This window comes from Candidatus Photodesmus katoptron Akat1 (genome assembly GCF_000478685.1).
Lineage (GTDB): Bacteria > Pseudomonadota > Gammaproteobacteria > Enterobacterales > Vibrionaceae > Vibrio > Vibrio anomalopis.
Window position 1 is genome coordinate 423,675 of sequence record NZ_AMSD01000001.1, and the last position, 15,738, is coordinate 439,412.

Genomic DNA, 15,738 nt, shown 5'->3' on the forward strand with positions numbered 1-15,738 from the left:
AATGTCAAGTATTAAAAATAAGTTAAACTATTTATTAGAGCGATATAAAAAAGAAGAAAACAAAGCGTTCTTAGCATTAAATTCTTCTCAATTAGAATTAAAAAGCTATAATAAAAAACTGTCAAAAATTCAACAATATCGTCTCTTCTATTATCAACAGTTAATCGAGAAAAGCAAGCTTGGATTAGCTGCAAATGAATATTTACATTTGCAAAAATTTTTAAATCAGATTGATATAACTATTGCTAAACAAAATCAATATCAAACTCATTTAAAAACTCAAATAGATAATTGCCAAAAATATTGGTCAAAAATACAAAAACAACGTCGTACTTATGAAGTACTAATTGAAAAAAAACACAATGAATACCAAAAACGTCAAAATCTCTACAAAGAAAAACTACTTGATGAATTTTTTATGTCTCAATTTAATTACAGTAAATCTTATCCAACTCTGTTTTAACATAATAATTTCAAATAATTAACATGTTCTTTGCGTTATTTACTAAATTATTTTTAATTTAAAGAGCACATATATCATATGCATGTACACTTGCCTCTAGTTTCAGAAACTAGTAAATCAGATGAAACTACAAATAAAATTAACGATACTATTTTAGAATCTAAAGAGAAAAGTTTTTTTTTGACTGAGCTTATCTCTTTAATAAATAAGCAAATGAAAGAAAAAGCAAATAAAAAAAATGTTGAGCATGCTTTAGTTCAAAAGAAGATTATAAACCTAGATAATTTCAATAATATACTCCAATCTGAAGATGAAAAATCCAATAATATGTACAAATCAGATGAAAATGAAAACCTGATTTTTTCTATTCTGTTTACACAAATAAAAAGTGAGGGTTCTATGGAAGATATGAAAAACCAAGATTCTAGAACTTTACTAGATCCAGAGAACTTATTTAAATTTATTTCTGATTCTGACTTCAAACAAAAATATATATTAGAAGAACAAATAGGTAAAAAAACATTAAGCAACATCCAGGAAACTAGCATTAATGACAAATCTAATCATAAAATGAGGATATCTCAAGCTACAGCAGAGCCTAGCGAAAATTTTCTATTAAAGAAAGAATTACAGAATCTAACTATATCATCTGAAAAAATAAACAACAAAACTACTGATAAAAGCCTAAATACATATGATCATTTACTAAAAATTATAAAGAACACTCATAAAATTAATCAAAATATTGCTAATCAACAAAATCAAATAATTGAATCAAGAGAAGCATTTCAAAAACATAACCACTTACAAATGCTTATTCTTTATAAGAATAAAGTCAAAACATTACCAATAATCTTAACAATGCCAACAAGTTGCAAAAAACAAAAGCATCAACAGTTACTTAACACAACTATACAAACCAAACATGAATCATATAATCCAATAATAATACCTAAGACTAAAACAGATATAAGTGAAGAAATAAACCAAAGTCTTTTTACAATATCTAATTCACAACAAATAATAAATAACTCTAAAATTCATACGGAATCGTTAAGTCAAACCAATCATTGTAATTCCCTACCCAATTCTGCTGTCGCATTCTCTAAACCAATACTAGTAGAACAAGTTGCAGAACATATACAGATAATGATATTGAAGAACCTAAAAAATATCGATATTAGACTTGATTCTCCAGAATTTGGCAAATTAAAAATTCATATGAATATGAATAATGATAATAGCACTTCTATACACTTCTCCGTACTCAACCAACAAATTAAGGAAATGATCGAGCAATCTATACCTAGATTGCGAGATATTCTAGCAGAACAAGGTATCCATTTGGATAATACTTTCATCCAACAACAAAGTTTAGGAGAAAAACAAAGTTCCTATTCAAGCATTTTTAGAAAAAAATCTAAAAAATCCACTAAAAATGAAGATGATATTAATCTTAAATTAAACTTAATATCACAAAAATCTAAAAGTAATGGTATTAGCTGTTATGCTTAATTATGAAAATCTATAGAACATAAATTCATTTTTTATACTTAGCATTTATTATCATGTTTTAATATTAATTAGGTAAGTTGATTATTTAGATAATAGTTTTTCTTATGCTTTATAATATTAATGATAAACAAGTAAGAAACAAGTAAGTTATTTAAAAAAACCACTACAAGATTAAGTACATATACTTAATCTCATAAATTCAGTAGGTATAAAATGACTGATCTATTAAGCCAAGATGAAATTGATGCTCTTCTTCATGGAGTTGATGAAGTTGAAGATGAGATAAAAAATAAAAAAATTGATGACTCCATTATTAGTTTTGATTTTTCTTCTCAAGATCGTATTGTACGTGGAAGAATGCCAACATTAGAATTAATTAATGAACGTTTCGCACGACATTTAAGAATTAGCTTATTTAATATGCTTCGGAAAACTGCTGAAGTATCTATTAACGGTGTTCAGATGCTTAAATTTAGTGAATACCAAAATACTTTATATGTACCAACAAGTTTAAATATGGTACGTTTTAGACCACTAAAAGGAACTGCATTAATCACTATGGAAGCACGGTTAGTATTCATCTTAGTAGAAAATTTTTTCGGTGGAGATGGTCGGTTCCAAGCTCGTATAGAAGGACGAGAATTCACACCTACTGAACGTCGTATTATACAGCTTTTACTAAAAATTGTTTTTTCAGATTATAAAGAAGCTTGGTCTCCAGTAATGGAAGTAGCATTTGAATATTTAGATTCTGAAGTAAACCCAAGTATGGCTAATATCGTTAGCCCAACTGAAATTATTGTAACAAGTTCATTTCATATTGAGGTTGATGGTGGAGGAGGGGACTTTCATATTGTAATGCCATACTCTATGCTAGAACCAATACGTGAGTTACTTGATGCAGGTGTTCAATCTGACAAAATGGAAACAGATATCCGATGGAGTTCTGCGTTAAGAGAAGAAATAATGGATGTCTTAGTAAAATTTAGAGTTAACTTATTAGATCAAAACATTTATCTACGTGATTTAATGGAATTACAAGTTGGTGATATAATTCCAATTTCAATGCCAGAACATGCAACTATGTTCATTGAAGAACTTCCGACATTTCGTGTCAAACTAGGACGAGTTGGTGAAAACATGGCAGTACAAATTTCTGAAAAAATTAAACGTCCTGATATTATTAAAACAGATTTTAAATTCCTTGAACAAAATATTGTTCCAGAATTTACAGAATATAATAATAATGATTAATATATAGGTATTAAATAATGGAACAAAATAATGAACAAAAGTTAGTTGATGAATGCTCTAATACTTTAAATCAAAATCTAGAAAAAAAAAATGATTCAAACAATATTATCTCAGCACCATTAGACGAATTAAAAGAGTCATCTTCATCTATTTCGGAAGAAGAGCGACAGAAATTAGATACTATTCTAGATATTCCTGTAACTATTTCTATGGAAGTGGGAAGATCTCAAATTAGCATTCGTAATTTATTACAGCTTAATCAGGGTTCAGTTGTAGAATTAGGAAGACTTGCTGGAGAATCCCTTGATGTACTTGTAAATGGTACTTTAATTGCTCATGGAGAAGTAGTTGTGGTTAATGATAAGTTTGGAATACGTTTAACAGATGTCATTAGTCAAACAGAGCGAATTAAGAAACTTAGATAAGTATTTTAATCATAAAGTAATTGATTTTTAAAAGGACAGTAATAATGCAGTGGAGAATCCTATGGTTCATTTTATTACCATTTACTCTGTTAGCTGATACTGATAACCCACTGAATTTAATTAAAACTTTCAGTTCTCTTTTATTCATTATTATCTGCATATTATTTTTTGCCTGGTTACTTAAAAAAACACAGTTACCGGTAATAATGAACCAAAAAAGCTTGAGTATTATTCAACAGTTAAATATTGGAACTAAAGAGAAAATAGTAATAATTCAAGCAGGAGAAGAAAAATTTCTTGTCGGTATAACTTCACAATCAATTCAACTTATCTCCAAATTAGAAAAATCCATAAACCTAGAGCAATCATAATTAATATTATGACTCAACTATTGAAAAGAATGAAAAACCTTAACTATCTCATTAGCATTGTATGTATTTCTTCTATCTTTATGTCTTCATATTCTTTAGCTGTTATCCAGTCAAATTTTATTCATGTTTCAAATATTCCAAGTATTACTGATGATATTATTGAACTCAATATCCACCAATTAAAAATAAATACTGGAATTCCAGCCTTTACAATAAAAACTAATCCTAATGGCGGTGAAGATTATTCAATAAATCTACAAATTATTGCATTAATGACTATATTAAGTTTTTTGCCTGCTATGGTTATTTTAATGACATCATTCACTCGAATCGTAGTAGTGATGTCTATTTTACGTCAAGCTATAGGTCTGCAGCAAACTCCATCAAATCAAGTTATCATTGGTATTGCGATATTTTTAACTTTTTTTATTATGTCTCCTGTACTTAATAAGATTAATGAAGAAGCTATCCAACCTTATATCAACGAACAAATATCATCTCGTCAAGCATTTGAGATAGCTCAAAAACCAATGAAAAACTTTATGCTTAAACAAACACGAATAAAAGATCTAGAAACCTTTGTTAATATTGCAAATAGTAAAATAATTAGTCCAGAAGAGGTTTCAATGCCTATTTTAATTCCTGCTTTTATCACTTCCGAACTTAAAACAGCATTTCAAATTGGTTTTATGTTATTTTTGCCATTCCTAATTATTGATCTTGTTATTGCATCAGTTTTGATGGCGATGGGAATGATGATGCTATCACCAATGATTGTATCATTACCATTTAAACTAATGTTGTTTGTGCTAGTAGATGGATGGAATTTAATTTTATCTACATTAGTTGGTAGTTTTGCCTTATAAGTAGTAATCTGATAATTGTGAGCAATACTGAATTTTTTATCAATCTATTTCAAGACTCATTATGGATAATATTACTTATAGTATCCGTAATTATTATTCCAAGTTTGTTAATTGGATTGATTGTAGCAATTTTTCAAGCTGCGACATCAATTAATGAACAAACATTAAGCTTTCTTCCTCGTTTAATTATAACATTAGCAGTACTGATATTATGCTCACATTGGATAGTAGAACTATTAATGGATTTTTTTTCAATATTATTAACCAACTCCCACATGTGTTATACTAAGAACTAAGAAGAATTATGGAATATCCAAGCAATAGTATCTTAAATTGGGTTACAAATTACTTTTTACCGTATGCTAGAGTTTCTTCAATGTTAATGGTTATGTCAGTAACAGGAGCTAAATTCGTATCTAGCCGAATTCGTCTCTACTTAGGTCTTGCAATAACTTTTATTATAAGTGATATAATTCCTCAGGTACCTGATAGCATTGTATTATTTTCATTTAATGGATATCAGGCTTTATTAGAACAAATAATTATTGGTATTTCAATGGGAATAATTACCCGATTTACCATCCAAGCCTTTATTATTCTAGGACAAATATTAAGTATGCAATCAAGTTTAGGGTTTGCTTCTATGATTGATCCTGCCAACGGACAGAATACACCACTTCTTGGACAATTATTTATGTTTTTATCTATAATGTTTTTTCTATCAACTGATGGACATTTAAAAATGCTCCAACTTATAGCAATAAGTTTTTCAAGCTTACCAATCCAACTAAACTCAATACAGGTTATTACTTTTCGAGAAATAGCATTATGGTTTTCTACGATGTTTCAAGTAGCACTAAATATGTCTCTGTCTGGAATTATTTCACTATTAACAATTAATTTATCCTTTGGAATAATGAACCGAACTGCACCTCAATTAAATATTTATTCGCTTGGTTTTTCATTCACATTATTACTTGGACTTTTGCTTTGTTGGTATATCCTTGGAGGTTTATACAGCCATTATGAATGGTTATATACTCAAGCTGAACAACAAATATGTCGTTTAATTAAGTTAAACTGTAACTAAAATTGAACTAAATATAAGAGGGAAAAGTTTATTGCCAAAAACAAAAGGTCAAGAGCGAACAGAACCTGCTACACCTAAACGATTACAACAAGCTAGAGAACAAGGACAGATTGCTAGATCAAAAGAACTTACATCAGCATCAGTACTGATTATCGGTTCAATTACGCTGATTTTATTCGGTAAAATATTAGCAAATGAATTATTTGTTATAATGAGTCGTTTATTTACACTTAATCATGAAGAAGTATTTGATTTTTCTAAATTAGGATATATTGCTTTAACTTCTTTAGCCAATTTATTCAGTCAACTGATACTAATCTTAATTATACTATTTTTTACTGCATTTATTAGTTCAATTAGCGTTGGGGGAATCATTTTTTCTGTACAAGCAACAATTCCAAAACTATCTAAAATTAATCCATTAAATGGATTTCAGCGAATGATTGGTCTTCAAAGTTGGATAGAGCTTATAAAAGCTATTTTAAAAGTCTTATTAATCTCTGGAACTGCATTTTATTTAATATATATCTCTAAGTCAGATTTATTTCAATTAAGTATAGATATATTTCCCCAAAATATCTTCCATTCTATTGATATTTTGCTTAATTTTATTTTAATAATTAGCTGTTCTTTACTAGCAATAGTAATTATAGATATTCCATTTCAGATTTGGCAACATTCTAATCAATTAAAAATGACTAAACAAGAAGTTAAAGATGAACAAAAAGAAATCGACGGTAAACCTGAAATAAAAGGACGTATTCGAAAAATACAACGTGAAATAGCTCAGAGACGAATGATGACAGATATACAAGAAGCTGATGTTATTATTATTAATCCGGAGCATTTCTCAGTAGCGATACGTTACAAACCAAATAAAGATAAAGCACCAATTGTACTAGCAAAGGGTATTGATTACATGGCATTTAAAATACAAGAAGCGGCACGAAAACATGATATTCATATTATTCTAGTTCCAGAACTTGCTAGATCCTTGTACTACAGCACAAAATTAGGCCAAGAAATACCAGATGGTTTATTCATGGCAATAGCTCAAATATTAGCATATATATTTCAACTTAAACAATATCAAAAATATGGAGGGGAACAACCTATATTACATAAAGAAAATATAAAAATTCCACAAAATCTTAAATACTAGATCTTAGGAAGATTTTTTCAAAGAAAAGTCTTCTTCCAAATTAGTTCACAACCTTGACCAGAAAACTTTTTATCCACAAAAAGCCCAGCAACTGCTACAACCTGAGAAGAAACAACTAATATCGGTATTCTACGTCTTAACCAACTTGGAATAGAATATTCTTGAAATATTTTTTTTAACTTACGACTATGTTTTTTCCCTAAAGGATGAGCAGATAATCCTTCTGGATTAAAAATAATATTAATTTTTTTCTTTCCAATAGAATGTAATGATATAGTCCCAAGTCGGCTGTTTTTTTTAACAGAGAAAAATCCTAAATTATCTGGCAATTTAATAGTATCTCCAAGCTTTAATGAGAAACTCAAATTACTAATATCTATCATATGATCAAGCAAGTATAATCGTTGTTTAAAACGTCTAATCTCTCCATCAGAAAAACGCAGTAAAGGATTTGCATCTTGTTTTGCTAAGGCTACTTGTTGCCAAATATGTCTAAGACACTTTCCATTTGGCATTAATCGACAGAACTTCTTAAACCACATTCGAATAATTCTATTTCGTGCCAATTGGCTATGTTTATTTAATTCTTTAATTAATAAACTACCATCTGGATATAGTGCTGCCTGAAATGATGAAGAAAGCAATTCATCAAGTAATATTTCTTGATCTGCACATAACATAGCACTTTGATTAACTGACTGAGAGAATGAAGACCAACGCTTAATAAGAGTTGGTAATACTTGATGACGAATAAAGTTACGATCGAAACGAAGGTCATTATTACTTTCATCTTCAATCCAACATAGTTGTTTTTTTTGAGCATATTTCTGGATTAAAGTACGACTGAAACTAAGCAATGGACGAAGAATAAAACCAGAATGATATGGCATATACTGAGGCATTGCAGATAATCCTTTAGGACCACTGCCTCTTTTAAGTGCTAAAAAAAAAGTTTCCACCTGATCATCACTATGATGACCTGTAAGAAATAAATCACCAGTTTTAATATATTTTTTAAAAAATTGATAACGAATATCCCGAGCTACTTTCTCTAAACTAGGACTTGAAACATTTAGCTGAATCCTTTCAACATGACATGGAATAGCTAAATCAGCACACCAACGTACACATTGTTTAGCCCAATTATCTGAAAATTGACTTAAACCATGGTCTACATGCACTGCAATACAACGTATTCTATGACAATCACGATATCTAGCTAGCAGATCAAGCATCACTCGAGAATCTAAGCCACCACTTAAACCAAGTATTATTTTAGTATTATTAATATAGTAGTTATTAATAATATGAGAAAAATAACCATATAAGTGATTCATTCCAATCCTTTAGAATACCTCAAAAAAACTAACTATTAAAAAATTTAAAAACCTTATAACCTTCCTTATCTAAAAAAACAGATAACGTATGTGTACTTAACAATAACCATAGTCCATTAAACGTTGATAACGACGCTCTATAAGAAAGTTCTTATCCCAATGTTTCAACCTTTCTAGCTGATTTACTAAAACTATTTTTATATTAATTGCAGCTTTTAAATGATCCCGGTGAGCTCCTCCTAGAGGTTCTTTAATAATATTATCAATTAGATTTAGTTCTTTTAAACGAGAAGCAATCAGGCACATAGCTTCAGCTGCCTGAGGGGCTTTGTTAGCATTTCTCCATAAAATAGAAGCACAACCTTCTGGTGAAATAACTGAATATGTTGAGTATTGAAGCATATTTATATAATCACCTACACCAATAGCTAATGCTCCACCAGAGCCCCCCTCACCTATAACATTACAAATTACTGGAACTCGAATGGCAGACATTACTTTTAAATTGGTAGCAATTGCTCCTGATTGACCACGTTCTTCTGCACCAACTCCAGGATAAGCACCTGCTGTATCAATAAAAGTTAAAATTGGCATATTAAAACGTCCTGCCATTTCTATTAGCCGTAAAGCCTTACGGTAACCTTCTGGTTTAGGCATACCAAAATTACGTTTCACTTTTTCCTTTGTTTCACGTCCCTTTTGATGACCTATAATCATTACTGGTGTACCTTCTAAACGAGCAATCCCTCCAATAATAGCTTTATCGTCTGAAAACAAACGATCACCAGATAATTCATCAAACTCAGTAAATATATTTTTAATATAATCTAAGGTATATGGCCTTAGAGGATGACGTGCTAACTGTGCAGTTTCCCAGGCACTAAGATCACTAAATATTTTCTTTGTTAAATCATGACTTTTCTTTTCAAGAAGTTCAATTTCTTTATCTAAATCAACTATAAAATCACTGTCATGGCGAGATAAATTGCGCAATTCCTCAATTTTTACTTCAAGTTCTTCAATTGGTTTTTCAAATTCTAAGAAATTTAAAGTCATCTTCTTCTATAGACTCTTTATGTTACTTTCTAGTTTAATAGGAAATTTAAATTCGAGTTCTACTTGTTTTTTACCACATAATTTTTCTAATTCATCCAACAATTTATCACTTGGTATTACTTTCCACTTGTTTCCAAGTATTACACAAGCCTTAGCATCTGAACGTTGATAGTATACATTAATAGGAATACAATCTGATAGATGATTTAATAATATCTGTCTAAAAGCATCTAGAAAATTTGAATCTATTTGTGATTCTGTAATCGTAACAGATACATTACTAACATATTTTTTACGAGCAGTTAACAAATCCATTACTTCATTCGCTAATATTTTAAGAGTACCTTTAAAATTATCAAAGTCAACGTGTCCAGAAATTACTAAGATCTGATCTTTTTTAAATTTTTCTACATATCTGCTGAAAAGCTTAGAAAAAACTACAACCTCAATACAGCTAGACCGGTCATCCAGTGTCATTAAAGCCATTTTCTTTCCATATTTAGTTGTAGTGATTCTAATCGCAATCACTAAACCACAGATAATAATGCGTTGCTGTTTAGTAAGTTTTATATCTTTTATTTGACAATTAACATAATGACTAATTTCACTAAGATACTTATTAATTGGGTGACCAGTTAGATAAAGACCAAGTGTACTTCGTTCACCTTCTAACCAAACTTTCTCTTCCCAAGGAGATACTTTAAAATATCTGCTCTTTGTTGAGTTTCTCAACACACCAAACATATCGGTCTGACCAGATGATTTATCTTGATTATGTTGGCTAGCTGCTTTAATGGCATCATTTAATGATGCCATTAAAGCAGCACGATGTGGACCTAATTGATCTAAGGCACCAGAATAAATCAGTTTCTCAATTACACTTTTATTAATCTTTCTAGAGTCAATTCTAGCACAAAAATCAAATAAGTCGTTAAAATAACCACCTTTAGTACGAGCGTCAATTACAGAATTAATAGCTCCTTCACCAACACCTTTTATTGCACCAATACCATAAATAATTACTCCAGCATCATTGACATGAAATTGATAAAACCCTAGATTGATATCAGGAGGAAGTAGTTTAATATTCATACGAAGACATTCATCAACTAAAGCAACAATCTTCTCAGTATTATCCATATCAGCTGTCATTACGGCTGCCATAAACTCAGCTGGATAGTGTGTTTTTAACCATAATGTTTGATAGGAAATTAATGCATATGCAGTAGAATGAGATTTATTAAAACCATAACTTGAAAATTTTTCTACTAAATCAAATATTTTCATAGATAATGTAGAATCTATACCATTTTTTTCTGAACCATCCTTAAAAATAGAACGTTGTCTATCCATTTCTTCTGGTTGTTTTTTACTCATAGCACGACGAAGTACATCTGCACTACCAAGCGTATAACCAGCAAGAACTTGAGCAATTTGCATTACTTGCTCTTGATACAAAATAATTCCATAAGTTGAGATAAGTATCTCTTTTAATGATTCATGTTGCCAAGTTTCATCGGGATAAGATATTTTTTCACGTCCATGTTTACGATCAATAAAATTATCAACCATTCCTGATTTTAAAGGTCCAGGACGAAATAATGCTACTAAGGCAATAATATCTTCAAAACAATCAGGTTTAAGTCGTTTTATCAGATCTTTTATACCAGAGGATTCAAGTTGAAATATTCCAGTTGTTTCAGCATTCTGCAATGCTTTGAAGGATGCTTGATCATTAAGTGGAATAGAATCAAGTCTAATAGACTCTTTACTTTCTTTTTCTAAACGAAGGTTAACTAAAGAAAGAACTTCATCAATTATAGTTAAGGTACGTAACCCCAAAAAATCAAACTTGACTAAACCCACCATTTCAATATCATTTTTATCAAATTGAGTAATAGGGAAATTACCTTCTGAATCACAGTGGATAGGAGAAAAATCAGTAATTCTAGTAGGTGCAATTACCACACCACCAGCATGTTTACCTACATTACGAATACAACCTTCAAGAATTTGACATTTATCAATTAGTTCTTTAATTTCTTCATCATGATTATATAATTCAGATAACTCAGATTCACCATCTAGTGCTTTAGCTAAAGTCATTCCAACATCAATAGGAACTAACTTAGAAATCCGATTTACAAAACTAAACGGATAACCTAATACACGACCAACATCTCTAATTACTGCTTTTGCAGTCATCGTACCAAAAGTAATAATTTGCGATACTGCATCGCGACCATACATATCCGCAACATGATCAATGACTTGATCACGTTTTTCCATACAAAAATCTATATCAAAATCAGGCATCGATACACGTTCTGGATTTAAAAAACGTTCAAATAACAAACCATATTCTATTGGATCTAAATCTGTTATTTTTAGTGAATAAGCTACTAAAGAACCAGCACCTGAACCACGTCCTGGCCCGACTGGAATAGAATTATCTTTTGACCATTGAATAAATTCCATAACAATCAAAAAATATCCTGGAAAGCCCATTTTATTAATAACTTCTAGTTCAGTATATAAACGTTCTTTATATTTTTTCTTATGCTTTTGATACTCTTGTTCACTAGAAAAAAGATATCTTAACCGTTCTTCCAATCCTTCTTCTGATCGCTTAACCAAAAAAGTCTTAATCTCCATTCCTTCTGTAGGAAAGTTTGGAAGAAAATATTCTCCTAGTTGAATAGTTACATTGCATCGTTTCGCAATCTCAACACTATTTTGTAGTGCTTCAGGAATGTCAGAAAAAAGTTCACACATTTCTTTTTGTGTACGAAGATATTGTTTTGGACTATAATTCTTTGTACGGCGGTGGTCATTTAATGTAAAACCGTTATGAATCGCGACGCGAATTTCATGAGCATCAAAAAAAGCCTGATCCAGAAAAACTACTTCATTAGTTGCAACAACTGGTAAATTAAATTTCTCAGCTAATTCTAATGCAAAATATAGGTAATTTTCTTCATTTTCTCGATCAGTTCGAATTAATTCTAAATAAAAGTGATCTGGAAAATATTTCAGATAAAAGTTGATACATTGTTCAACTAAACGATATTTTTTTTTTAAGAAAGCCTTACCAAGGTCACCACTTTTACCTCCAGATAAAAGAATTAATCCTTTAGAATGTTCAACTAACCATCTTTTATCTATAGCAGGTTTATTTTGAATATAACCTCTTAAATATGCTTTTGAAATTAATAAAGTAAGATTTTTATACCCCTCATTATTAGCTGCTAAAATTGTTAAGTTAGTAAACTCATTAATAAATTCAATAGATCGGACTAAAAAATCTGCTCCTATAATAGGTTTGATACCATAACTTTGAGCAGAAAGATAAAATTTTACTAAACCACATAGATTAGTAAAATCAGTTAACGCCATGGCAGGCATACCAAATTGGGAAACTCTTTTAACTAAGGAGGGAATTTTAGATAAACCATCAACCATTGAAAAATCACTATGGATTCGAAGATGGATGAATTTTGGATCTAACATTAATTATTCCTAAAGATAATAAAATATTACAAAACAATAGTCTTGAACATATTGAAGTTTTTCATTTTACTTTATAATTTAGTATTCGTTGTATTGGTTTGAAGCTTTTTCTATGTTCTTCAATTATGCCATACTCTTTGAGAGCAGATAAATGAAATTTAGTTGGGTAACCTTTATGTTTAATAAAACCAAATTGAGGATACTTTTGATCAAGCACCTTCATTTCGCGGTCACGAATCACTTTAGCTAAAATTGATGCAGCAGAAATCTCTGATACTTGTGCATCACCTTTGATTACTGCAATAGAATCCATCGGTAATTTTGGTACTTGATTACCATCAATTAACGCGAGATCTGGTTTGATTTTAAGGTTTGAAATTGCTCTTTGCATTGCAAGCATTGTTGCTTGCAAAATATTTAATTGATCAATTTCTTGTGCTGAACTATGACCAATTGACCATGCCAATGCTTTTTCTTGAATCTTGGGGAAAATCATTAATCGTTTTTTTTCAGACATTTTTTTTGAATCATTTAGACCTTCAATTAAATTATTTGGATCAAGAATAACAGCGACGGCTACAACGCTACCAACTAATGGACCACGACCTACCTCATCCACACCAGCTATATACTTATAACCTTCAGGATAATTAAAAAAGGGAATCTTGGTTGTTTTTTTACAAACATGATGATAAAATTTCACTTACTAATTAATTTGAGAACAGCTTTAGCAGCTTCTTTATCAGCATTCTTTCTAATCGATTGATGTAGTTGATTAAAACGTTCTATTAAAGTTGTATGATCAGTTCTAAGCATATTATCTACTGCAGGAAAAAGAAATTCTGAAGTACACTCATTTAAAACAAATTCTTTAACTAATTCTTCTCCAGCTAAAATATTTGGCAATGAGCAAAATTTTATCCTAACTAATCTTTTAAGTAACCATGCTGTTAATAGATTCACTTTATAGCCAACAACCATTGGACGTTTGAACAACATACACTCTAGTGAAACTGTACCAGAAGCTAGTAATACTGAATCTGAAGCAATGATCACATTGTGAACTTCATCTCTTACTATTATAAATTCTAAATCAGGTGCAAGAAAATTCCAAATCATCTTAAATTCTTGTTCTAGCTTTTCATTTGCAGCAGCCACTAAAAATCCAATATTTGGATGCTTCTTTCTTACCATAATACAAGTTTCAATAAATGGTTTAGATATTAACCGAACCTCTTGTAATCGACTACCTGGCATGACTGCTAGCCATTGTTTATTATGATCTAATTGTAATTTTTTCTGAGCTTTTCGTTGTTTTGAGTGCATAGGGATTATATCGGCAAGCGCATGACCAATAAACTTACATGAAATTTGATACTTATCATAAAACTCTTTTTCAAATGGGAATAATACTAATACTAAATCTGTTGCTGAAGCAATTTTTAAAATACGTTTTGGTCTCCATGCCCAAACTGAAGGACTTACATAATGAATAGTTTTAATACCAATTTGTTTTAAAGAAGATTCTAACCGCAAATTAAAATCTGGCGAATCAATACCAATAAAGATATCTGGTTGATTTTTTGTAAAATATTGCACTAATGCAGTTTTAATTTTGAGTAATCTAGGTAGCCTTAAAAATATCTCAAATAATCCCATGGTTGAAAGTTCTTCAATATTATATAGAGATTGTAATCCTTGGTTTTTCATTTTAGGACCACCAATACCAACAAATTTTGAATTAGAATATTGAATTTTAATTTCTTTGATTAAACCTTCACCTAGATTGTCACCAGATAATTCACCAGCTACAATACCAACGGTTAAGCATCTTTTCATTTAAAAAATCCAATTTTTTTAGTTCAAAAATAACAAAAAATGAAACAAAACTTTTTTCTGTCAGCGAATAATACCGCGAGTAGAACTTTCAATTAATCTAGTAAATAAAGCAATTGATGGATATTCCTTTGCCATATTTTCTAAAATAGGTTTTACTTCTGATATCGTTTTACCACTACGATAAATTTCTTTATATGCAATACGAATTGCACGAATTTCAAGCTTTTTAAAACCACGACGCTTTAGTCCCTCTATATTGATACCAAAAGGTTTACAATGATTCCCTTGAGCCATAATATACGGAGGTACATCCTGAACTACAACAGAGGCACCACCGATAAAACTATGTGCCCCAATAGTACAAAACTGATGCACAGGAGATAAAGCTGAAAGAACGGCATAATCTTCAATTTTTACATGACCTGCTAAAGTAGCATTATTTCCAATAATAATATTATCTCCTATAATACAATCATGAGCGATATGAACATTAACACAAAACAAATTATCGTTACCGACCAAAGTCATCCCTTTATCTTGTGTTGTACCTCGATGCATTTGCACACTTTCTCGAATGACATTTCTATCGCCAACAACTAACCGAGTATTCTCTCCTTGATATTTTTTGTCTTGACAATCTTCACCAATAATTGCAAACGGAAAAATATGATTATCTTTACCAATAATTGTTGGTCCTTTAATAACTACATGAGACATAATCTCGGTACCCTGACCAATTTTGGCATTAGAAGCAATGTAAGTAAAAGGACCAACCACCACATTAGCTCCAATCACTACACCGTCCTCTACCACCGCACTTGGGTGGATTTGAGCCGTTTCATGAATCATA

General features: G+C 30.3%; 13 protein-coding genes and 2 pseudogenes. 9 read left to right on the plus strand and 6 right to left on the minus strand.

Annotation, left to right across the window (positions count from 1 at the left end; all coding sequences use genetic code 11):
* Position 1: 1 nt before the first annotated feature.
* The 9 genes and pseudogenes from fliJ to flhB all read left to right on the plus strand — a co-directional run bounded on the left by fliJ (position 2) and on the right by flhB (position 7,146).
* Complete coding sequence (gene fliJ, locus O1U_RS01775; protein ID WP_016503702.1) at positions 2-463, plus strand: flagellar export protein FliJ; 462 nt, start codon at positions 2-4, stop codon at positions 461-463.
* Positions 464-541: 78 nt separating this feature from the next.
* Complete coding sequence (locus O1U_RS01780) at positions 542-1,978, plus strand: flagellar hook-length control protein FliK (RefSeq protein WP_016503703.1); 1,437 nt, start codon at positions 542-544, stop codon at positions 1,976-1,978.
* Positions 1,979-2,191: 213 nt separating this feature from the next.
* The gene (fliM, locus tag O1U_RS01785) at positions 2,192-3,232 is read left to right on the plus strand and encodes a flagellar motor switch protein FliM (RefSeq protein WP_016503704.1); all 1,041 of its coding nucleotides are present in this window, start codon (positions 2,192-2,194) and stop codon (positions 3,230-3,232) included.
* A gap of 17 nt (positions 3,233-3,249) precedes the next feature.
* Positions 3,250-3,657 (plus strand): flagellar motor switch protein FliN, encoded by a 408-nt coding sequence (gene fliN, locus O1U_RS01790; protein ID WP_016503705.1) that lies wholly within the window; start codon positions 3,250-3,252, stop codon positions 3,655-3,657.
* Positions 3,658-3,701: 44 nt separating this feature from the next.
* Positions 3,702-4,028, plus strand: coding sequence for a flagellar biosynthetic protein FliO (gene fliO / locus O1U_RS01795; RefSeq protein ID WP_016503706.1), 327 nt, complete (start codon positions 3,702-3,704; stop codon positions 4,026-4,028).
* Between the two features lie 194 nt (positions 4,029-4,222).
* Positions 4,223-4,894: pseudogene (gene fliP, locus O1U_RS01800) on the plus strand (flagellar type III secretion system pore protein FliP); the annotation flags it as partial.
* Positions 4,895-4,911: 17 nt separating this feature from the next.
* Positions 4,912-5,183, plus strand: a pseudogene (fliQ, locus tag O1U_RS04820) (flagellar biosynthesis protein FliQ).
* A 15-nt stretch (positions 5,184-5,198) separates the two neighbouring features.
* Positions 5,199-5,984 (plus strand): flagellar biosynthetic protein FliR, encoded by a 786-nt coding sequence (gene fliR / locus O1U_RS01805; protein ID WP_016503709.1) that lies wholly within the window; start codon positions 5,199-5,201, stop codon positions 5,982-5,984.
* 31 nt (positions 5,985-6,015) lie between these two features.
* On the plus strand, positions 6,016-7,146 hold the full coding sequence (flhB, locus tag O1U_RS01810) for a flagellar biosynthesis protein FlhB (protein WP_016503710.1): 1,131 nt from the start codon (positions 6,016-6,018) through the stop codon (positions 7,144-7,146).
* 17 nt (positions 7,147-7,163) lie between these two features.
* Here flhB and tilS read toward each other — a convergent pair whose 3' ends face one another.
* From tilS to lpxA, 6 genes are all read right to left on the minus strand, one after another.
* Entirely contained in the window at positions 7,164-8,483 is a 1,320-nt protein-coding gene (gene tilS / locus O1U_RS01815; RefSeq protein ID WP_016503711.1) for a tRNA lysidine(34) synthetase TilS, read from the minus strand.
* 96 nt (positions 8,484-8,579) lie between these two features.
* Positions 8,580-9,539 carry an acetyl-CoA carboxylase carboxyl transferase subunit alpha gene (accA, locus tag O1U_RS01820; protein ID WP_016503712.1) on the minus strand — a complete coding sequence of 320 codons (960 nt, stop codon included), beginning with the start codon at positions 9,537-9,539 and terminating at the stop codon, positions 8,580-8,582.
* Positions 9,540-9,545: 6 nt separating this feature from the next.
* A complete protein-coding gene (gene dnaE / locus O1U_RS01825) occupies positions 9,546-13,049 on the minus strand; it encodes a DNA polymerase III subunit alpha (protein WP_016503713.1) in 3,504 nt (1,167 codons plus the stop codon).
* A 61-nt stretch (positions 13,050-13,110) separates the two neighbouring features.
* Positions 13,111-13,752 carry a ribonuclease HII gene (rnhB, locus tag O1U_RS01830; RefSeq protein WP_051348140.1) on the minus strand — a complete coding sequence of 214 codons (642 nt, stop codon included), beginning with the start codon at positions 13,750-13,752 and terminating at the stop codon, positions 13,111-13,113.
* Positions 13,749-14,888, minus strand: coding sequence for a lipid-A-disaccharide synthase (lpxB, locus tag O1U_RS01835; protein WP_016503715.1), 1,140 nt, complete (start codon positions 14,886-14,888; stop codon positions 13,749-13,751). Before lpxB ends, rnhB begins: the two co-directional genes overlap by 4 nt.
* Positions 14,889-14,948: 60 nt before the next feature.
* A complete protein-coding gene (gene lpxA / locus O1U_RS01840) occupies positions 14,949-15,737 on the minus strand; it encodes an acyl-ACP--UDP-N-acetylglucosamine O-acyltransferase (RefSeq protein WP_016503716.1) in 789 nt (262 codons plus the stop codon).
* Position 15,738 lies beyond the last annotated feature (1 nt).